Raw genomic sequence first — 21,515 nt, 5'->3', positions numbered from 1 at the left:
CTAGATCCCGATTACCTGTTTCAATCTTGCATAACCGGATTTGCTGATATTTACCTTGTCGCCCGAATGCAGAATGGCAATGTAACTGTCCTTCTCCATCGGCTCGATCTTCGCCAATTGATCTACTTTTATCATAAAAGAGCGATGTATACGGACAAATTGTTTCGCATCTAGCTGTTTCTCAAACGAACTCATCGTTTTATTCTTTAAAAACATGCCATCGGTCGTGTGGATCTTTACATAGTCGTCGTAAGCTTCTAAGAAATTGATCTGCTGTATCGGGATGATTTTAATCTGTGAACCATTTTTCACCACAATTCTTTCTAGGCTTTGCTCTTCCATAGATTCCTGCAACTGCTCACTGGTTTTCTTGATTTTGGTTTCCGTTGAACCGGTAAAGTTACTTTTAAATTTATCCAAACTTTTCTCGAACCGGTCAGGACTAATCGGTTTCAGCAAGTAATCTATGGCATTTTTTTCAAAAGCTTTGATCGCAAACTCATCAAAAGCCGTTGTAAATATGATTTGAGGTTGATCATCCAGTAACTCCAACATTTCAAAACCGGTCAATTTGGGCATTTGAATGTCCAAAAAAACCAGATCTGGCTTATGTTGTTGTATCGCTTTGACGCCCTCAAACCCATCATTACACTCTGCTACTACATCAAAATCTGGGTGTGATTGCAAGTATTCTAATAAAATGCTTCTTGCTAAAGGTTCGTCGTCAATTAAAATAGTTTTAATCATATTGAGGTATTCTAAGGGTTGATATAAAGGTGGTATTATCGGTACTTGTAGTTAGCAGATCGGTTCGGCCAAATAATAGGTATAGCCGTCTTTGTATACTGGTAAGACCAAATCCGGTGCCTCTCTTATTTTCAAATTGATCCACATCAAAGGGGTTGGTAATTACAATAACCAGCATGTTTTCTTCTTTATACGCATCGATGGTAATCAACACGTCGCCGGTCACATTATACAAACCAAATTTGATGGCATTCTCCAGTAAAGGCTGAATGATCATGACCGGTACTTGCGACAATAAAATCGACTCGTCATAGTCGAAGATCGTCTTAAGTCGATGGCCAAAACGCACTTTTTCTATATCCAGATAAAGACGTAGATGTTTTAGTTCATCTTCCAATAGGATAAATTGCTTCTCATCCTTTCGCATCGTACCGCGTAGAAAATCAGATAGTTGAAAGGTCATGCTCCTGGCTTCCTGCGGTTTGCTGCCGATCAAAGCAATAATAGAATTCAAGCTGTTAAATAAGAAATGTGGTTGCAATTGCTGCCGTAAGTTGTAGAGCTCGGCGTCGCGCACCATGCGCTCCGACTGCTGTTTGCGCTCCTTGTTCTCTTCGTATTCTTCCTGAATATTCCAGAATATGTTAATGATCATGATACAAGTAATAACCAGAAAATTAATCACGAAACGAAATGGCATACTGAACGTCAGGTAGATCACCTGCTCCGGAGAAAATACCTGTAGCAAGCAAAACCGTGTGCAAAATACACTAAGAGCACTAAATATAATGGCGAAGCTAAACAGTTTCCAAAACTGCTTATTCTTCGGGAGATAGTATTGTAGAGAGGTATAGATTAAGTAAGAAGTTCCGGTAATTACCAATGCGCTGATGGCTCCATCGTAAAGAATCGTCTCATATGGAACTTTCACCCACCACAGTAATCCATAAACGACCAGGAAATACAAAACACAAATAATCCACGATGAAGTGTGGATCAGCCATTTTTTCGATTTAGGGTACTGCGTTTGCGTCATAAGAGGTTATTATCAGTTATTCTTAATCGTCAATCCGCCAAAAATGGAAGTTCCAGTGATATAAATCTTTTTGTTCTTATCGGTTGTAATATCGAACATTGGTCTGCGATCATCCAGCTCACCAAAGATAGAAGCCACATTGCTCGAAACTTGCCAATGCGGTGGAATAATAATTTTGGTGCTGCCAAAAAGTTGGAAGGTATCTAACACGACAGCCTGTTTGATGTCGGCCTGCAAGAAGTTGACTTTAGTGCTGCCAAAAACACTTGTAATAGTACCGCCAAGGAAATTAGTGGTTAACAACGATTTTTTTGTGTCGCTGAAAAACGTGTCTACTTTCAGGTAGCTATCGTGCTGTGCGCTGTAATTGGCATAAGGACCAGAACCTGTAGACGCCGAGGCGTTTACAGGTTGCGTGTCTTTTGGGTTGCCACTATCAGCGGTGTAATCGTTGTCTACCGTATAAAAATGATCTACTCGTTTATCCCAGTCGTACTCATCATCCGGACGAGTAGGGTCCTCGGGTGGGAGTGGTGGCACAACGCGGTTGCGTTTGATTAAGTAAATACCCATCGCGATTACCATAGCTGGGATAAAAAACTTTCCGAAAGACATGCCAACTAGGTCTTTTAGTAAGAAAATAGAGCCGATGGCGATTAGAATGACAGAAGATTTTTTTTGAAACCTGGAGTTAACTCCGATTACCAAACCGATGACAATCAGGATCATTTCCCAACCAAAGATCCAGCGAGGGAAGATGTCTAGACGCATATTCTTCATGAGAAGAGCGAGTCCAAATAGAATAATAAACGCACCAGCGAAATTTGTCGTGTTGTTTGACTTTGGCGGTCGACTGTCGTTATTTGTGTTTTGTGTATTCATGACGTTGTGTTTTTGTTCCTTTGATGATTCGAAAGTAGATCGAAATATTCAGCTAAACGAGCTGAAATAGGCATCTTAGGCAATTTTTTCGGTGAACGAGCGCTATTACTCGGTGAAACAAATTTCACCTTGTCATTCACCAAAGTCATTTCAATAACGCGAATATGTAAAAATTTATTTACTTTTTTTCTGACGAAATTTGGGCTGATGATTTTATTTATTATATATTTATAACAGAAAATAGAGCATAAACTTAATTTATTGACTAATCCAATGGGAGATTTTGAAAACAAAGAACGCGAAGAGGTATTTTCAAAAAAGGTGAGAGCAGGAAAACGTACTTATTTTTTTGATGTCAAAGCAACTCGGTCCAACGACTATTATGTGACCATTACAGAAAGTAAGAAACGTTTTGAGGATGGGCAGTTCATTAAGCACAAGATTTTCCTGTACAAAGAGGATTTTGAAAAATTTGCAGAAGGTTTACAAGATGTCGTAAGTTATATCAAAAATAACCAAGATGTAGTCGAGAAAAGGTATGAGGGAGGTCAGGAAGAAGGTGTGTACGAAAGAACGGGCACTTTTGGCGATACCAAAGAAAACTTTTCCTTTTAAGACATGATTTTGAAAAATATATAGCCACACCTTCTACGTGTGGCTTTTTTTGTGTAACTATATTTAGGCAATGCCTACCGCAGTGCCATATTTTTTCTATTTTCGTAGCAGAACGTAAAATCTCATTATGTACAAATTGTCTTCGATAGCGGCAGTCATGCTGTGTTTTCTTGCTGTTGGTAAAACTGAAGCCCAAACGCGGAAACTAAATTATGCACAATCCTGGGGTCAAGAAGCTTCCCTCACCAATCCAATACGGCAGTACAGGGGTTGGGCAGATGCTGATCACTATATTGTGAGTGAGAAGAATGTGCTTTCTAAAGTAAACGTAAAAACTGGAGCGGAAGCTGCTTATAGCTATCCTGCTGATGAATCTACCAAAGTATCGGTTGACAAAAAAGATGTAGTCATCACTTTTGCTGACGGCCAATCGCGGCAACTTACCCAATCGCCCGATATCGAAGAGAAGAACCCTACTTTATCTCCCGACGGCAAGTTTGTTGCCTTCACCAGAGACAATGATCTATATGCAGTTGAGGTAGAATCTGGTAAAGAAATGCGGTATACAACGGATGGTTCTGACGTCGTTTACAACGGTTGGTCGTCTTGGGTATATTACGAAGAGATTTTAGGTCGATCTACAAATTACAAGGCATTTTGGTGGTCGCCTGATAGTAAGCGTTTGGCTTTTATGCGATTTGATGATTCACAAGTGCCTATGTTCCCAATCTATGCATCACCAGGGCAGCACGGCTATGTAGAGAAAACACGTTATCCTAAAGCCGGTGACAAAAATCCTGCTGTGCGTGTTGGGTTTGTAGAAGTAGCGGGCTCTCCAGTGGTTTGGGCTGCCTTCAATGAGGAGGATGATCAGTACTTTGGTCAACCGTATTGGAGCTTCAACAGCCAATCGATTATGGTACAGTGGATGAATCGGGATCAGACAAATCTGAAATTCTATCAGGTAAATCCAATAGACGGTTCCAAAGTAGCCACATACGATGAGATGCAGCCAACTTGGATCAACCTAGATCACGATGAGCGGATCACCTACCTAGCCGATAACAAGCACTATATACTGAAATCCGATAAGACCGGATGGGCACATTACTACCTGTATAACCTAGATGGGAAGCTGGTGAATGCCCTTACTAATGGCGACTGGCAGGTAAGCAGCATCGCACATATTGATGAGAAGAATAAAGTATTCTACTTTACGGCTCGAAAAGAAAATTCAGCGACCTCTGATCTGTATCGAGTGAATTTCAACGGGAAGAATTTCAAACGCTTAACCTTTGGCAACTATACACACCGGGTTAAAGTATCACCAAATGGCAAGCATTTCATCACAGAATATTCTAATGTGGAGACGCCGACTAAGGTGGCTTTGGTAGATATGAACGGCAAAATGATTCGGGAGTTGGAAGATAGCAAGTCGGCAGATTTTGACCAATATACTATCGGTAAAACGGCTTATTTTACCATCCCATCTGCAGATGGGCAATATGACTTGCCTGTTATTGTGACTTATCCGACAGACTTTGATGAAACCAAAGAATACCCTGTTATTATGAGTATCTATGGCGGTCCGGATGCCGGTAGCGTGCGCAATACTTGGAAAGGCACTGCAAAGCAATACTGGGCAAATGAAGGTATTATCCAAATTGAGTGTGACCACCGCGCTTCGGGTCATTTTGGAAAAGAAGGGGTCGCGTTGATGCACCGTAAATTGGGACATTGGGAATTGATTGACTATGGTACTATCGCTCAATGGCTGAAAGCCAAACCTTGGGTGGCCAAAAACAAACTTCTGATTACAGGACACAGTTATGGTGGCTATGTCGTGTGTATGGCCTTGACCAAGGGTTCTTCTGATTTTGATTATGGTATCGCTGGTGCACCTGTTACGAGCTGGGAATTGTATGATTCGCATTACACCGAGCGTTGGATGGATACGCCGCAAGATAATCCTGAAGGTTATAAGGATGGATCGGTGTTGACGCATGTGAATGGATACAAAGGTGTTCTGCGTTTGATGCACGGTGACTTGGACGATAACGTACATTTGCAAAACTCCATCCAATTGGTAGACGCATTGACCGATCGGGATATACCGTTTGAGTTTATGATCTATCCTGGAAGCAGACATGGTTTTGAACGTCGCAAGTCAGCGTATGACTTCAAAGAACGCGTTCGTTTTTATTATGAATATTTATTGGAAAAACCAGTTCCAAAAGAACTGAAATAGCCCACGATTAGACGTCAATTATGTCTATGTTACAATTTTTAAAGGAGAGCACTTTTCGTGCTAACGATGTCTTTACTCGTAGTATTGGTATCTTGAGCCGGCATTATATCTCTATTGCGGGCTTGTGTCTGTTATTGTTTTTGGTATCCAACCTTTCTACTCTTTTATCGATTTATTTTGATGGATACGCAAACTTACTAAAAGTAGGTATGCTGCTGCTATTTGTATTTTTATATTTCAGCCTGCAGCTTGTCTTATTAAAGCGGGCAGTTCATCTCGTAAAAGAGGAGCCATCTATTGGTGTTTGGAAATACCTGCCCTCATTTTGGCAGTTTTCGCAATATATCGGCGGCTTAATCGTGTATTCTATATTAGCAGGCTTTGTTTACCTATTGATGTATGTACTGTGCTTTCCACTGTTATATCTAGGAATAGATATAGATACCGTAAGAAATGAGATACACCCTTTCCTTACTGGTATTGTAATGCTTATCGTCGTGCTGCGTACGATATTTTACCCATTTTTTATCATCGAACAACAGGCAGGGACGTTCAAAGCATATAAGTTTAGCGTGGCACTCACTCGAGGTAATGTTTTTCGTTTAGCGATGATCGTTTTTACGGTAGCCTTTACACACTTATTAATGGTGAGTGCAGAGTATTTCGATTATTTTTTGATTGCTAAAATTTTCAGTGTGATTAACTCTTTTGTTATGATTCCTATGGTGAGTGTTGTCATGTCTGTAGTATATGTAGATATGATGAAAAATTATGCAGGAAGTGACGATCCTTCGTTGATCGATAATTTAATTTAGTGTTGGACGATTTGAAGAATAAAAATATTGCCATTTTAGGCTCAACCGGCAGTATAGGCACACAAGCACTAGAAGTCGTGGATGCATTTCCCGATTATTTTACAGTAAGTGTACTTACGGGTGGTCGCAACATTGACTTATTAGTTACACAAGCTATACGGTACAAGCCTAAATATGTGGTTGTATCACAGGCTGATGCGGTACATCAAGTGAAAGCAAATCTTTCTGGTTTGGATATCATCGTTCTTTCCGGGAAAGAAGGGTTGATAGAGGTAGTACAAGATCCTGCTATAGATTTGGTGCTGAATGCCATTGTAGGATCAGCCGGCTTGGAACCGACGTGTAAAGCCATTTGTAGCGGCAAAGATATCGCACTGGCCAATAAAGAAACGCTGGTCGTAGCAGGAGAGCTGGTGATGGGTTTGGTCAGAGAACACGGCGTACGCATGTTGCCTGTAGATTCGGAGCACTCGGCCATTTTCCAATGTTTAGTAGGAGAAGCAATGAATCCGGTAGAGAAGATTTACCTTACGGCTTCAGGAGGCCCATTCCGAGGTAAAGACCGTACTTTCTTGGAGCAAGTAACGAAAGAACAAGCGCTGAAACATCCGAACTGGAGCATGGGTGCAAAAATCACCATTGATTCAGCTTCGCTGATGAATAAAGGACTGGAAGTAATCGAAGCCAAATGGCTGTTTGATCTTAACGCTGATCAAATCGACGTGGTCGTACATCCGCAATCCATCATTCATTCTATGGTGCAATTTCAAGATGGCTCTATTAAAGCACAACTAGGGCTGCCCGATATGAAGCTACCCATCCAATACGCGATGACTTTTCCCGTTCGGGCAAGTAACAATTTCGAACGATTTGACTTTGCTAAATACGGATGTTTGGATTTTCATAAGCCGGATATGGAAACGTTTCGTAACTTGCAACTGGCTTTTACCGCTATGGAAAATGGAGGTAATCAGCCCTGTGTATTAAATGCAGCAAATGAAGTAGTGGTTGAAGCTTTTCTGCAAGATCGCATCTCATTTTTGGGTATGAGTGACGTAATCGCAAACACCTTGTCTAAAATTGGAAATCAATCTACAACCACGCTGGAGGATTATCTATTATGTGATCAGGAAGCAAGACGAGTAGCACATACCTTTTTAGATTAAAATACGTTATTAATGTTGATTCGGCCTTACGAGTAGGTTACAATATGATTTTAAATTTTCAATGGGAGTATTAGTAATGATCGGACAAGTCCTTTTAGGGCTGTCTTTGTTAATTGTGTTGCATGAGTTAGGACATTTCCTTGCTGCACGTGCATTTGGTATCAAAGTAGAAAAGTTCTACTTATTTTTTGATGCTTGGGGAGTTAAATTATTCAAGTTCAATTATAAAGGCTGTGAGTACGGGATCGGATGGCTTCCACTGGGCGGATATGTGAAGATCGCCGGCATGGTGGATGAGTCAATGGATACAGAGCAGTTAAAGCAAGATCCGCAACCTTGGGAATTTCGATCTAAACCAGCTTGGCAACGTCTTATTGTGATGTTAGGTGGTATCATTGTCAATGTGATTGTCGGTGTGTTTGTATTCTGGATGCTTACTTTTCATTATGGAATATCGGATATTGACAATACAAAATTGGTTGATGGTGTGGTGCCCGGTATTGTTGGGAAAGCGGTTGGCATTGAGCCTGGTGATCGCATTTTGAAAGTAAATGGGCAAGTGCCTCAGCACTTCAACCAAGATTTGCTGAACACAGATGTATTGTTTGGCGGCGCTTTACTTACTGTGGAGCGTGGAGGGAAAACGATAGATATACCCATGCCAGCTGATATGGGTAATATGGTGGCAGAGTATAAGAAGAATGAGTTTGTGCAGCCGCGTGTCCGCATTACGGCAGTCGATCAGGTTGTTGCAGATTACCCCGCTGCAAAAATGGGAATCTTGGCAGGTGACAGCATTATAAGTCTGAACAATAAAGCAGTTCTCTACCAAGATGAAGTGCTCAGTACGCTGAAAGCGTTAGCCAACAAACCGGTCCAAGTAGGTGTCTTTAGAAGTGGTCAAGAACTTGCTTTGTCTGGAACTGTATCTGAGGAAGGGACGTTAGGTATACAATACAATATGAACTCAATTTCATTGCCTTTCGTGAAGTATAATTATGGCTTCTGGGAGGCATTACCTATAGGTTCGCAAAAGGCATTCGGTGTGATTACTGACAACATCAAAGGTTTTGGAAAAATCTTCCGTGGCGATTTGAAGGCCGACAAAGCATTATCTGGTCCAGTTGGTATTGCAACTATGTTTGGTACCGAGGTAGATTGGGCACGTTTCTGGAGTTTAGTTGGTCTGATTTCTATGGCGCTGGCTTTTATGAATTTGCTTCCTATTCCAGCTTTAGATGGCGGGCACGTAGTCTTCTTATTGGTTGAGATGATTCAGGGCAAACCATTAAGTGATGCTTTTCTAGAGCGAGCACAAATGGTTGGCTTCTTTATCTTGGTAGCCTTGATGATCTTCGTGTTCGGGAATGATATCTTTAAACTAACTCAGTAGACAAATGTTCGCCTTTGTTTGAAGGCGTGATCTTTACCGTAACAAAAAAGTGCCGATCTTAATCGAAGATCGGCACTTTTTTGTTACTAGTCATCTAGTAAATCTGGTCTTCGTTCGGTGGTACGCTGCAGCTGTTGCTCGTGGCGCCAGGTGGTGATCTTCGCCTCATTGCCACTTAATAGAATATCCGGTACCCGGTGTCCGCGCCACTCGGCCGGGCGAGTATAGATCGGAGCATCCAATAATCCGTCTTGAAAAGAATCAGAGAGAGCGGAAGTTTCGTCTGATAACACTCCGGGGAGCAACCGCACTACAGCATCTACCACAATAGCTGCCGGAAGTTCGCCGCCTGATAATACATAATCTCCAATAGATATTTCCTGCGTTACAAAAATATCTCGAATCCGTTGGTCTATCCCCTTATAGTGACCACACAAAAGCATCAGATTCTTTTTAGCAGAAAATGAATTGGCCATATCCTGATTTAGGGTCTTACCATCTGGCGTCATGTAGATAATCTCATCGTAGGTGCGCTCTGCCTGTAACTTCTCTATACAGTTAGCAAAAGGTTCAATTTGCATCACCATACCCGATCCGCCTCCGTAGGGATAGTCATCTACCGATTTCTGTTTATTGCTGGAGTAGTCACGAAGATTGTGCACGTGGATCTCAGCCAAACCTTTTTTCTGTGCACGTTGTAAAATAGAGTGTGCAAAAGGACTGTCTAGTAAACTAGGTAATACAGTGATGATATCAAATCGCATGTTGCAAAGGTAGATCAAATATGCAGTAAAAAAAGGTGTGAAAATAAGTTTTGTTACAGAAATAGTAATGGATTTTGAGAGAAATAAAAAAATAATTTATTTAAACATTCAATCCGACATTCAATGGAATTTTGAATCTAATGCCGCTTTAGTGGCTGATATGACCAATTGGAACTTACCACATTGTTGTTTTTGACTTTTTGATAAACAACGTTGAAAAGAAAGCAACGTGTTTAACATTTTTTTACAAATTTAATTTTTCCTATAATTGCACAATTCTAACTATTAAATAATACAAATACACACTAATCACACGATGAAGCAAAAATTACTCAGCTTTCTTGTGCTGTGTTCGATCTTTATTGGATCAGCAATAGCACAAAACCGAACGGTGTCGGGTAGAGTGACGGCAGTGTCAGGCGGAGATGCCCTGGGCGCAGTGACGGTCACAGTCGTTGGATCGACTACTTCCACACAAACAGACGGCAATGGAAACTATTCCATTAACGTATCAAATGGCGCGATGTTGCGCTTTTCACTAATTGGCTATTCTACGCAAACTGTCTCTACTGGAGATCGTAGCGCCATCAACATCCAGCTTGCTGGCGAAGATGAATCTATTGAAGAAGTTGTAGTTACTGCTCAAGGTATTCAAAGGACAGCAAAATCCATTGGATACGCTACACAACGCGTTGGAGGAGATGATTTGGTGCAAAAATCTGAAACGAATGTCCTAAATTCTATGCAAGGTAAAGTAGCTGGTGTTAATATCTCCAGTTCTTCTGGTCAGCCGGGATCCTCTACGAACATCAATATTCGTGGTATTACTTCATTCGGAGGAAACAATCAACCACTTATTGTAGTAGACGGAATTATCTTTAGTAACGATACGGATAATAGCCAGAATACCCTTTTTGGTTCTCAGCCATCTAACCGTTTAAACGATATTCCACCCGATAATATCGAGTCAATCTCTGTATTAAAAGGACCAGCGGCATCGGCTTTATATGGTTCTCGTGCTTCAGCGGGCGTCTTGATGATAACAACTAAAACTGGTAAAGGTATGCAAGGAAAAACAGAAGTAACTTTAAACTCTTCTGCCAACTTTCAAAATGTAGCTTACTTACCAAAGTTTCAATCTTTGTATGGACAGGGTACCCAGAACATCTACAATAACCAAAGCACCAATTCTTGGGGACCTGCTTTTGGTAGTTTAGATCAGGTAGTACAGGGAGGTACTGGTTTAACAGTTCCTTATCAAGCTTACCCAAATAACATTCGTGATTTTTATAATACCGGCGCTTTTTATCAAAACTCGGTCAATCTAGCTGGAGGTGATGAGAAAAGTAACTTTACAGCAGGCGTATCCAGTACAATTCAAAATGGTGTGGTGCCAAATAGTAAGTACAATAGACATACTGCGAATGTAGGCGGTAATCGCTCGTTGAATAATGGCGTAAAGATCGGCGGTACATTAACGTATTCCAAAACAAGTCAACGTGGTGCAACCATGGGTAACGGAGGTAGTGCTTTTGGTCAGATTACCCGTATTCCAGTCTCTTATGATTTAAATGGTACGCCACTTTTGAATGAAGCTGGTGAGCGGCAATATTTCTTGCCTGGACAAAATAGTCCATTGTGGAGTGTTGAGAATGAGTTCTTCGAATCGGACGTAGATCGTGTATTCGGTAATTTAAATATTGGTTACGATTTCACAGATTGGTTAAATGTAAGCTACCGGGTGACTGGTGATACTTATTTTGATCAGCGGAATCAAATTTTAAGAAATGGTTCAGCACGTGCACCCCTGGGAGCAATTGATGCAGACAACCGATTCCGTTCAGAGCTAAATGGTGACTTGATGATCACTGCTAAGCAAGAGGACATATTTTTTGATGGATTGAATGCCACTTTACTCTTAGGGCAGAATATCAATAGCAGAGATTTCCGTGAGTCTGGTATCGTATCCAGTGGTCTATCTATGTTTGGGTTTGACAATGTTGCAAATGCTTCTGTCTTTACAGGATCTTATTCTAATAGATTTCAAAGAAGATTGATAGGTCATTACGCACAGTTAAGCTTGGGTTATAACGATTATCTATTCTTGGAGTTAACAGGTCGTGCGGATAAATCTTCGACATTGCCGACATCTAATAACACCTATTTTTACCCATCGGCTTCATTGAGTTTCGTTCCGACATCTGCCTGGGAAGGTCTTCGTTCGGACGTATTATCGTACTGGAAGTTGAGAGCGAATGCTGCTCGGGTAGGTCGTGATGCAGATCCTTATTTATTAAGTACCTTGTACAGTATTGGATCATTCGGTAACAATACGGCAAGTATTCAATTTCCGCTTAATGTAGGCGGTTCTAGTATCCCTGGGTTTGCTATTGGCAGTCGCATTGGTAATCCAGATTTGAGACCGGAATTTGTATCTTCTTTCGAGATCGGTACACAGTTTGGATTGTTTAACAATCGTATTGATTTAGACTTTACCTATTTCAGCACACGTAGCTCAAGTCAAATATTTGATGTAGCTGTTTCTAATTCATCAGGTTTCAATACACGTACATCTAATATTGGTGAGATGACAAACAGAGGTATTGAGGTTTTATTGAGTGGTTATCCAATTCGTAACTCTAACTTCAGCTGGAATGTTAACTTAAACTTTACCCGTATTCGTAACAATGTGGTGTCGATATTTGGTGATCAACCAGTTGGTGGTGATGAGCTGACAAGTAGTGTAATTCCTGGTATCAACTCCTTCATCGGTATCGCACCATCTATTGCAGAAGGATTCCCGTACGGCGTAATCGTTGGAGCTCAAACTCCTAGAAATGAAAACGGAGATCTTTTAATTAATCCAAATACAGGTTTGTTTATGCCAGGTATTGGTAATCGTGTGATTTCAAATCCTCAAAAAGATTATACTTTAGGAATTTCAAATACCTTTACTTATAAAGGCGTCAGTCTCATGGCTTTGGTAGATATTCAAAAAGGCGGTCAAATTTTCTCTTTCTCCCAAGTAGATATGCGCTCCGGCGGGATGGTAGACATTACAGGTGTGGATCGCACGCAGCCAAGAATACTGCCTGGTGTAATTGATAATGGTGATGGCACTTACCGTCCCAATGATATTCAAGTATCGGCTCAATCATATTGGCAAGGTTTAGGTGGTATCGGCTCAGAAGCGGCAGTTTTCGATGCTACATCTTATCGGTTGAGAGAGCTTACTATTAACTACAGCCTTCCGCAGAGCTTATTGCAAAACTCGCCATTTGGTCAGATTTCAGTAGGATTTAGTGGACGTAACCTATTTATGTTTGCCCCTGGATTCCCTGGTGATCCAGAGGTCAATACGCAAGGCGCTGGAAATGTACAAGGCATGGATCTTAACGGCGTGCCTACTACAAGAAACTATGGATTCAACCTTCGGGCGTCATTTTAATCTGAATAGAAATGAAAATTATAAAACACAATATATTTAAGCTGTCCATCGTGGCGTTAGCACTTTCCGCTACATCTTGTAATAAATTTCTAGATGTAAACGATACCCCTAACAACCCACTAGAAGTGCCTGCGGCCACGTTATTGCCTGTTGGCCTTTCTGGGACAGCCTTTGCTAATTCGAATGAATTAAATCGCTTTGCTTCCACCATTATGAGTGTCACGGCAGGTGTGTCTGGTAGTCCGGCAGGATATGATATTTACGAAGTATTTGGGGATGATTTTGGTAATCAATGGAACTTCGAAATCTACGGAGGAGCGCTAATCAACTACAAGAAGATGCTCGAGGAAGCTGAAAAAGCAAATAGTCCAGTGTATGCTGGCGTGGGCAAGATTATGATGGCTTTTACCTTTGCTATGGCTACCGATGCGTGGGGAAATGTGCCATACTCCGAAGCTTTGTTGGGAGATATGGAGCTGACCAGCCCACGGTTAGATAGCCAACAGGATATCTATTTAGGAAATGAGGCTCAAGGTATACAAAGTCTATTTGATCTGATTAGAGAAGGTTTGGAAGACTTGGATGGTGAAAGTATATTGACCATTGGAAGTGATGATATCGTATATGGCGGTGACTTGGCTAAATGGAAGAGAGCAGGAAATTCACTAATGTTGCGCTTAGCGATGCAGATTAGCTCTGTTGAGCCACAAATCGCGACACAGGTTATACAAGAAGTGATGAATCGCAATATGTACATCAATGCAAATGATCAAAATTTGGCCGTTCGATTTGGAGGGCAAGTTGGTAGTCAAGCTCCATTGTGGACCTTGACACGTAATTCTTCTTTTCAAAATGAATTATTGATCAGTACACGTTTTGTGAATAAGCTTCAAACTCTAAATGATCCTCGTTTACCATTGTTTGTGACACGTCCAACAGGTCAGTATGTAACTATTGATAATGGATTTAGAGGTACGCCACCCGCTGTTGCCGGTCGCTCTGTTTATAATTCTTATGCGATAGGTATAGGAGGTGAGGGACCAGTGAGATTGTTAACTAATGCACAGACTGCTTTTATATTAGCAGAAGCAGTAGTTCGTTTGGGTGTTGCTGGCAATGCGTCTGAATTATATCAAAGAGGTATTCGTGCTTCAATGCAGGATGCCGGCGTGGCTTCTGCCGATATTGATGCCTATTTTACAGCCAATCCTACTGTTGTGACATTGACCGGTACATCTGATCAGCAGATTGAGCAAATCATTAATCAGAAGTACATATCCTTGTTTTCTAATGGTTTAGAACAGTGGAATGACTGGAGACGTACAGGATATCCAACATTGGCGGATCATCAGAATGCGCAGGGTATCGACGGAACAAGGCCAGTAAGATTGATCTATTTGTTCACAGAACAACAACGAAATCCTAATTTCCCTCAAGGCGATAATGCACCTCAGTCCAATGTGCCTGTATGGTGGGATATAAACTAATAACATAAGAGATAACATGAGAAATTTAATCATAACACTTACAGCTCTTTTGGTAATTCTTATGAGTTCATGCGAAAAGGACTACACGGAATTCTATTCAGATAATAGACCAGAGATACCGGTCACATTTGAGGGAGCAACTACCCATGGATTTAATCCGTATATAATTGTACCATTGAGTAATGGCAACATCAGTTTCACTCTGACAATACCCGAAACTTCTGGTAGAACAATTGCTTCGATATCACGTGTGCATGCTGGTGCAACTAGTATCAATGCCGGAGGAGTACGTGCTGCGACTTATCTAACGGAACCTATCGCAGGTAACGGTACGAGAGCAACATTTACCACGTCGATAGACGAATTTCGTTCAAAGAGCGCTGCGAATAATACGTTAATTCAAAATTTTATTAACAATGCAACGCTTACTCAGTTAGAAATCGCATACATGTTTTTAGTAACATTAGATAATGGACAGGAAATTATCCCTGTTCAGACTCGAGTATGGATTCGCAAATAATTCTTACATATCAAGTGTAAATCGTTCCTTTGGAAGGATTTAACCTACCGTTTTAAATAGAGCTGCTTCTTCATGAAGCAGCTCTATCTGTTTTATGGTCACTCATCGGAAGCTTCACACAAACAAGCGGCATCTTGAGATTGATTTTATAGTTTTAACTTTTCCTTTAGTCGACAAGCGTCAAAATTGCCTTATCAATTTTGATGTGGGTAAATGATTGAACAAATCATGACAATTTAAGTTCGAATTATATTTAAAAAATCTAGAAATATCGTTTTAGCAATATATAAGTATAAATTAAGTCTTGCCTTGTGGTTATCTTATTGTGGTTTTAATTAGAAGGCCTAGTTGGATTCCTCCTTGATTATTTTTCACCTCCCCAAATAGGAAATTATTAAATTATTTGACTCTATTTTGTTAAAAGTTGAATTTAGTGTCTGTGTTAATATATTTATATTAATATCTATCTGTTTGAACACGATGTTGACGTGACATAAACACCAGATTTAATAAAAAAGTAAAAAAAAATATATCAATTAAAATAAATTTTTAGTTTTTAATTTTAACTAAAAGGAGTGTTTTGCTTGTGAAAATGCAATTTATGTGTCGTCAAAAAAATGATTTTGAAACTTATGCAATAAGTGTTCCAAAAATACCCGATAATGAGTATTTAACACTTTTTTGCATTATTAATTTTAATGTCTACTATTGGCCATTATTAACTAAACACACACACACTTATGAAAAAACATTTACTCAGTTTTTTTGTGCTTTTTACATTCCTTACCGGAGCGGTATTTGCACAAAATCGAACAGTGACGGGGAAGGTGACATCGGCAATTGACGGATCGGCGCTCAGTGGTGTCACAGTATTGGTTGACGGAACAAGTCAGGGGACCCAAACCAGAAGCGATGGAACGTATACAATACTTGCTACTCAAGGTTCTACGCTGAACTTTCGATACATTGGTTATACGGGGCGCAGTGTAAAAGTTGGCGCAACAACAACATTAGATGTTGAGCTATCTTTAGACGAAAGTTTAGAAGAGGTTATTGTTACCGGTTATGCCAATATTACGAAAGAGAAATTCACGGGATCTGCAAAGGTAATAGGAAAAGAGGCTACAGAAAACTTACCCATAGGGTCTTTTAATCAAACGCTTCAAGGCCGTGTACCGGGACTTTTGATGAATTCTGGATCCGGACAACCTGGGGCTAATGGTTCTGTTACTATTCGCGGTATTCAATCTATTCAAGGAGCTGGGGTGCAACCACTATACGTTCTCGATGGAATTCCGGTATCACAGGATCAATTCCGTGCATTAAACAATAATGACATTGAGTCTATTACAGTATTGAAAGATGCGAATGCAGCCGCGCTTTATGGAGCTCGCGGAGGTACTGGAGTTATCGTTATTAAAACGAAAAGAGGTAAAGAAGGTACCACAGACATTAATGTTAGCTCTCAGTTTGGTATTACCTTGGCTCCAGATTTCTCACGTCTTAACTTGATGTCGACATCCGAGCTTTTAGCCTACGAAGAACGACTTGGTTTGGCAGGATACGCTAATAATCTACCAGGTTGGTTTTACAGTAGACAAAATCCTAGAAATGCAAACCTTTCAGCTGCTGGATTGGCGGATATTGATCGCAAACTAGACAGTACCCGAAACATCAATACCGATCTTAGAGACGTGTTTTTCAGGACAGGTTTAAGTCAAGATCACGGTATCAGTGTTCGTGGTGGAAATCAAGACACAAAATATTTCCTTTCTACTGGCGTGTTTAAACAAGAAGGTATCGACAGAACATCTGGTTTGGATAAATACACCATGCGCTCAAATATTTCGCACAATTACAAAGGATTGTCGATTGATTGGAACACGATGATAGGCTATTCACAGCTGAAGACAGCTGTTGGTGATTTGTATGGGAATAGTCCTATAAATCCTTTTCAAATGATTTACAGAGCTAGACCGTATGACAATCCTTATAGATCAGACGGCACGTTAAATAGCGGAGGTGGCAGTTCTACAATAAATTTGAAACAAGTAGCGAATGTGTTGGAGCGAAATGAGAATTCACGCGTATCGCAAAATACCATTACCATCAATACAGGATTAAACTTAGCGTATAAAATTACTGATGATTTAACGGTAAGAAATGTATTAGGTGTAGATGCATATAGTAACAGAGGCGAAAATTACATAAATCCAGATTCATACAGTGGTTCGTTGCAAACGTATCAGAAGGGTTTTGCTCGTGAAAACTTGTACAACTATGCTCAAATCATTAACACAACAAGTTTAAACTATCATAAAACTATTAACGATTTGCACGAGTTTGATGCAGGAGTCTATTTTGAGGGAATTCGTACTTATCAAAAAGGTTTGGGATTTACCTTGTATAACTTGAACCCTACACTTCCTTGGACAGGTCAAGGCGCCGCTCCATTACCGACAGATGGTAATGCTACTATGCCGCAAAATGCCTCTAGTGTAAGTACTGGTTATGGTATTCGCTCATATTTTGCGACAGCAAACTACACTTATGACAGTAGGATTAGTGTCAACGCCAACATCAGACGTGATGGTACGTCCAGAATTGTAAATCCTCAGAACAAGGAGATTACCACTTGGTCTACTGGTTTGAACTGGAGCTTACATCGTGAAGCTTTCTTGGAAGATGTTTCGTTTCTAGACGCTTTAAATCTGCGTGCATCTTACGGGGTAATTCCAAGTATTGGATCTATTGCAACAACCCTATATCAGTTTCACGGACTAGCACTTCCAAATTATGCCGGCAGCCAATTGCCTGCGTTCGGAACTGGATCCTACACGGGATCCACTATTCCAGGTATTGTACCAACTGCACCTGGTAATCCTAATTACCAGATTGAGAAAGTGAACAAAGCCAATATTGGTGTCGATGTTTCTTTTTTGGAAAGTCGTGTGAATTTATCGATTGACGTTTACAAAAACGTAACTAAGGATTTATTTGTAAGACAGCCATTAAGCGGCACCACAGCATTCCCAAATTTGGATGTGAATGCTGGTCAAATGTCTAACAAAGGAATTGAAGGTGATTTAAAAATTAGAGTGTTGGATCGTCCAGAGAACCGATTGACGTTAGACATTGGTGCCAACCATGCTATCAATGTGAATAACATAGATGATTTGGGAACTGTTGAGGAGTATTTCTTAGGGACGTTTTTAATCCGGGAAGGATTGCCATATGGGTCGCACTATACTACGAAATATTTGGGTGCTAATCCAGCAGACGGTAGACCTAGGTTTGAACAAGAAGATGGAAGTATAGTTACTGATGCTGCCGCTGCAAGCCGCTTTGCAACATTTGGTACTTATCTACCAAAACATATCGGTGGATTTAATATAGATTTTGGTTACAAAGGATTTTTTGTAAACTCACTATTCTCTTACCAGTTTGATGTAGTGCGTAGTAACAACACCAGAAACTGGATCACCGACGGAACTTTGGGTTACATTAATGCCGTTACTCCGTCTAGGGAATTGCTAGACAATCAATGGATGAATCCTGGCGATGAGAAATTTTTCAATTCACCAGGAGCGAGTCGTGGTTTCACGTCATCAGATTTGCAAAATGCGAAGTTCTTAAGATTCCGTCAATTGCAGGTGGGGTACAACATTCCTGAGATCAAATCCAGAAGTGGAAATTCGATCATTAAAAGAGCCAATGTTTACGCTACATTCCACAACCTAGCTGTTTGGAGTCCTTGGCAAGGTGTGGATCCTGAAGATGATAACAACATCAGTTTAGTGGAATATCCAAACCCAAGAATGATCGTGTTTGGTGTAAACCTAACGTTCTAAGTAATGGTTTAATTAATAATCGATTAAGATTAAAGAAAATGAAATTATATAAGATAAAAACAATTACAGCCACTCTATTGGTTTCGACATTTTTGATGTTTTCTTGTCAGAACTTGTTGGATATCAGAGAGACAGACTTTATTGGTGGAGATAATGCACTTCGTACTGTTGCAAACAATGAGTCTTTACTCATGACTGCATACTCTGTACTGCCTAATATGCCAATTTTTTTCAACGGAGAGTTGAGTGACGAGTTGAAACAGGGTAGTTTTTACGCAGCTCAGAGCACACACGAATGGTTATTTGCGTCCGATGATATACGGATAAGAGATGAATTTACGGCAATCACACCGTACTATCAATCCATTGATCGGGTAAACAGAGTTTTGTCCGCTTTGCCGAATGCCGTAGCTGAAGGTCAAAATGATGAAGCATTACGTGCAAAATTAAGAGGAGAGGCACTTTTTCTTAGAGCTTATACACACTTTGAGTTGTTCCGTTTTTATTGTAAAAACTATGATCCGAACGGTTTAGCAATGCCTTATTCAGAAGTGTCTACTTTAGAAAATCAGGCAAGAATAGACATGGGTGAGTATTTTTCCAAAATTTCACGGGATTTAACGGAGGCAAAAAGCTTACTAGCAAATAGCAACTCCGATGTATTTAGAACAAATGGAATTGCTGTATCAGGACTACAGGCTCGTGTTGCTTTATACACTAGAAATTGGAATGAAGCAGTTACTTTTAGTACGGAATATATCTCGGCTTTACCTTTGGCTACTAAGACTGAATTTGGAGATATCTGGACTGATGCTAATACTACCGAGGTGGCGTGGAAGCTGCATAGAACTACCGCTAACCGTATAGGGAATTATTACAGAGGACTATTCACGCGTCCAGGGGGCGTTCTTACTGCTCCAAATGGTGTGAGCTGGATTCCGACTGATAAGCTATGGAATTCTTTTGATGCAGCTAACGATATTCGTTTCGCCCAGTATTTCATTGACGAACCAGTTTTAGCAGCCGCACAGTTGCCGTCTAAAATCGTTAATAAATATAGAGGTAGTGGTTATGCCACTAATAACGAAAATGTTGCTCATGTGAAAGTGTTTAGGACTGCAGAGATGTATCTAATCCGAGCGGAGGCACGTGCAGAATTAAATGTAATTAACGGTGGGAACAGTGCTCAAGAGGATCTAAATGCTTTGAGAAGTGCGCGTATTAATAATTATGCAAATGTATCGCTGGCTTCGAAAGAAGAGGCAATCTCTGTTATTATTCAAGAGCGTTATAAAGAATTAGCATTTGAAGGCCATCGTTTTTGGGATTTGAAGAGAAGAAATCTTCCAGTTTCGAGAATCGCTAGTGATGCACCTAATCCTGGAGCCGCTACTTTACAAGCTGGCAACTTTAGATTTGTTCTGCCAATTCCACGTACAGAGATTCAGGCAAACCCTCTGATGGTTCAGAATGATGGTTACAATGATTAATTAGAAAGTTTTTTCTAAGTTACAAGGAGGCTATCTTATCAGAGATAGCCTCCTTTTTTGCATTTCAACTTCGGTTCTTTTCTAATATCACCACACAAATTTTAGAACCTAATTTTTCCTTACCTCGCACACAGCGTATTCAAGGGACAAAAATATTAAAGCAATATCGGGGTTTACCATCCATGATTAGAGTGTGCAAAGATCCGAGGTTATTTTTGATAAACTTGGAAAGTGGTGTAATGAAGCATAGATAACCCTAGTATTTATACAGTCAGGTCGGCCAATACAGAATATGTATAAAACAATTGATGAGAGGTAGTTTGACAAAGAGTTCTTTCGAATCCTATTTTGGTCGTACCCGCCAAAGCTGCACTAGTAGATATGTTTTAGGTTGAACTTTACGTCTTGATAAATTTTTCGCTATGCCATGGGGCATTTAAGTTTGTTTTCTTACTAGGTACATCATTAGGTTGAATAATCTCGGTAGAAGACTTTTATCTCTTCCTTTATTAGTGATCTAGAGAATCTTAGTATTTAGGTGATATTATGGAATATAGATCTGGTCAAAATGAGTGAATTGCCTCAGGAAATATGTTGGCTGATCTCTTATCGCATCAATCTTTTGGGCCAACATTTGACAGCCAATCAAACCTTGGAAATTCGAATAGATGCTGAAAGTTCGACCGCGGTAGAAGGCGTGCATTACCGCTTGCCTAACGGACCGAATGCAACCTTGGCTGCTAATTAGAGCTTTGCCAATCTGAATGTCGAAATCCTTAGCTTGTCTAGGACAAAGTACTGGTGCAGCAACCGCTTTAGTGGTTTTCGAAATTGTGGGCAATGAGATTGTAACGCCTAGTGAGAACCGCAAAAAGTATAGGTGTTCAGATTAACTTACGGTAGTAAAATCGAACTAAACCATGACGGGCTGTTATTCCAAAATACAGCCCCTTTTTTTGAAAGTTGAGTCGACCTTATCTTGGGAATGAACTCATAAATCAACTCACCATTTCTTTATTGTAATAATTATATTGTGTTAGTATATTTATTTAG

Annotated in this window: 15 protein-coding genes; 11 read left to right on the top strand and 4 right to left on the bottom strand. The window is 40.3% G+C overall.

The window, feature by feature from the left end:
- From M8998_RS08530 to M8998_RS08520, 3 genes are read right to left on the bottom strand one after another with little or no spacing between them, the layout of a single operon-like run.
- Entirely contained in the window at positions 1–747 is a 747-nt protein-coding gene (locus M8998_RS08530; protein ID WP_249992148.1) for a LytR/AlgR family response regulator transcription factor, read from the bottom strand.
- A complete protein-coding gene (locus M8998_RS08525; protein ID WP_249992147.1) occupies positions 740–1,783 on the bottom strand; it encodes a sensor histidine kinase in 1,044 nt (347 codons plus the stop codon). Before M8998_RS08525 ends, M8998_RS08530 begins: the two co-directional genes overlap by 8 nt.
- 12 nt (positions 1,784–1,795) lie before the next feature.
- A complete protein-coding gene (locus tag M8998_RS08520) occupies positions 1,796–2,665 on the bottom strand; it encodes a LiaF transmembrane domain-containing protein (protein ID WP_249992146.1) in 870 nt (289 codons plus the stop codon).
- Between the two features lie 273 nt (positions 2,666–2,938).
- Here M8998_RS08520 and M8998_RS08515 point away from each other — a divergent pair, with 273 nt between their 5' ends.
- From M8998_RS08515 to rseP, 5 genes are all read left to right on the top strand, one after another.
- Positions 2,939–3,280 (top strand): DUF3276 family protein, encoded by a 342-nt coding sequence (locus M8998_RS08515; protein ID WP_249992435.1) that lies wholly within the window; start codon positions 2,939–2,941, stop codon positions 3,278–3,280.
- 127 nt (positions 3,281–3,407) lie between these two features.
- Positions 3,408–5,528, top strand: coding sequence for a S9 family peptidase (locus M8998_RS08510; protein WP_249992145.1), 2,121 nt, complete (start codon positions 3,408–3,410; stop codon positions 5,526–5,528).
- 26 nt (positions 5,529–5,554) lie between these two features.
- Complete coding sequence (locus tag M8998_RS08505) at positions 5,555–6,343, top strand: hypothetical protein (RefSeq protein ID WP_249992144.1); 789 nt, start codon at positions 5,555–5,557, stop codon at positions 6,341–6,343.
- A gap of 11 nt (positions 6,344–6,354) precedes the next feature.
- On the top strand, positions 6,355–7,509 hold the full coding sequence (locus M8998_RS08500; RefSeq protein ID WP_249992143.1) for a 1-deoxy-D-xylulose-5-phosphate reductoisomerase: 1,155 nt from the start codon (positions 6,355–6,357) through the stop codon (positions 7,507–7,509).
- 61 nt (positions 7,510–7,570) lie between these two features.
- Entirely contained in the window at positions 7,571–8,902 is a 1,332-nt protein-coding gene (rseP, locus tag M8998_RS08495) for an RIP metalloprotease RseP (RefSeq protein ID WP_249992142.1), read from the top strand.
- Positions 8,903–8,988: 86 nt separating this feature from the next.
- Here rseP and trmD read toward each other — a convergent pair whose 3' ends face one another.
- Positions 8,989–9,666, bottom strand: coding sequence for a tRNA (guanosine(37)-N1)-methyltransferase TrmD (trmD, locus tag M8998_RS08490; protein ID WP_249992141.1), 678 nt, complete (start codon positions 9,664–9,666; stop codon positions 8,989–8,991).
- 316 nt (positions 9,667–9,982) lie between these two features.
- Between trmD and M8998_RS08485 the strand changes: the two genes are divergently transcribed.
- From M8998_RS08485 to M8998_RS08460, 6 genes are all read left to right on the top strand, one after another.
- A complete protein-coding gene (locus M8998_RS08485; RefSeq protein ID WP_249992140.1) occupies positions 9,983–13,114 on the top strand; it encodes a SusC/RagA family TonB-linked outer membrane protein in 3,132 nt (1,043 codons plus the stop codon).
- An 11-nt stretch (positions 13,115–13,125) separates the two neighbouring features.
- Complete coding sequence (locus tag M8998_RS08480; RefSeq protein WP_249992139.1) at positions 13,126–14,601, top strand: SusD/RagB family nutrient-binding outer membrane lipoprotein; 1,476 nt, start codon at positions 13,126–13,128, stop codon at positions 14,599–14,601.
- Positions 14,602–14,662: 61 nt separating this feature from the next.
- Positions 14,663–15,121 (top strand): hypothetical protein, encoded by a 459-nt coding sequence (locus M8998_RS08475; protein ID WP_249992138.1) that lies wholly within the window; start codon positions 14,663–14,665, stop codon positions 15,119–15,121.
- 740 nt (positions 15,122–15,861) lie between these two features.
- Positions 15,862–18,972 carry a SusC/RagA family TonB-linked outer membrane protein gene (locus M8998_RS08470; RefSeq protein WP_249992137.1) on the top strand — a complete coding sequence of 1,037 codons (3,111 nt, stop codon included), beginning with the start codon at positions 15,862–15,864 and terminating at the stop codon, positions 18,970–18,972.
- 113 nt (positions 18,973–19,085) lie between these two features.
- Positions 19,086–20,462 carry a RagB/SusD family nutrient uptake outer membrane protein gene (locus M8998_RS08465; protein WP_249992136.1) on the top strand — a complete coding sequence of 459 codons (1,377 nt, stop codon included), beginning with the start codon at positions 19,086–19,088 and terminating at the stop codon, positions 20,460–20,462.
- A gap of 568 nt (positions 20,463–21,030) precedes the next feature.
- Positions 21,031–21,210, top strand: coding sequence for a hypothetical protein (locus M8998_RS08460; RefSeq protein ID WP_249992135.1), 180 nt, complete (start codon positions 21,031–21,033; stop codon positions 21,208–21,210).
- Positions 21,211–21,515 lie beyond the last annotated feature (305 nt).

The organism is Sphingobacterium sp. lm-10 (genome assembly GCF_023554555.1).
Taxonomy (GTDB): Bacteria; Bacteroidota; Bacteroidia; order Sphingobacteriales; family Sphingobacteriaceae; genus Sphingobacterium.
The sequence above is the reverse complement of the archived record's forward strand: the minus strand, read 5'-3'. Positions and strand labels throughout refer to the sequence as shown.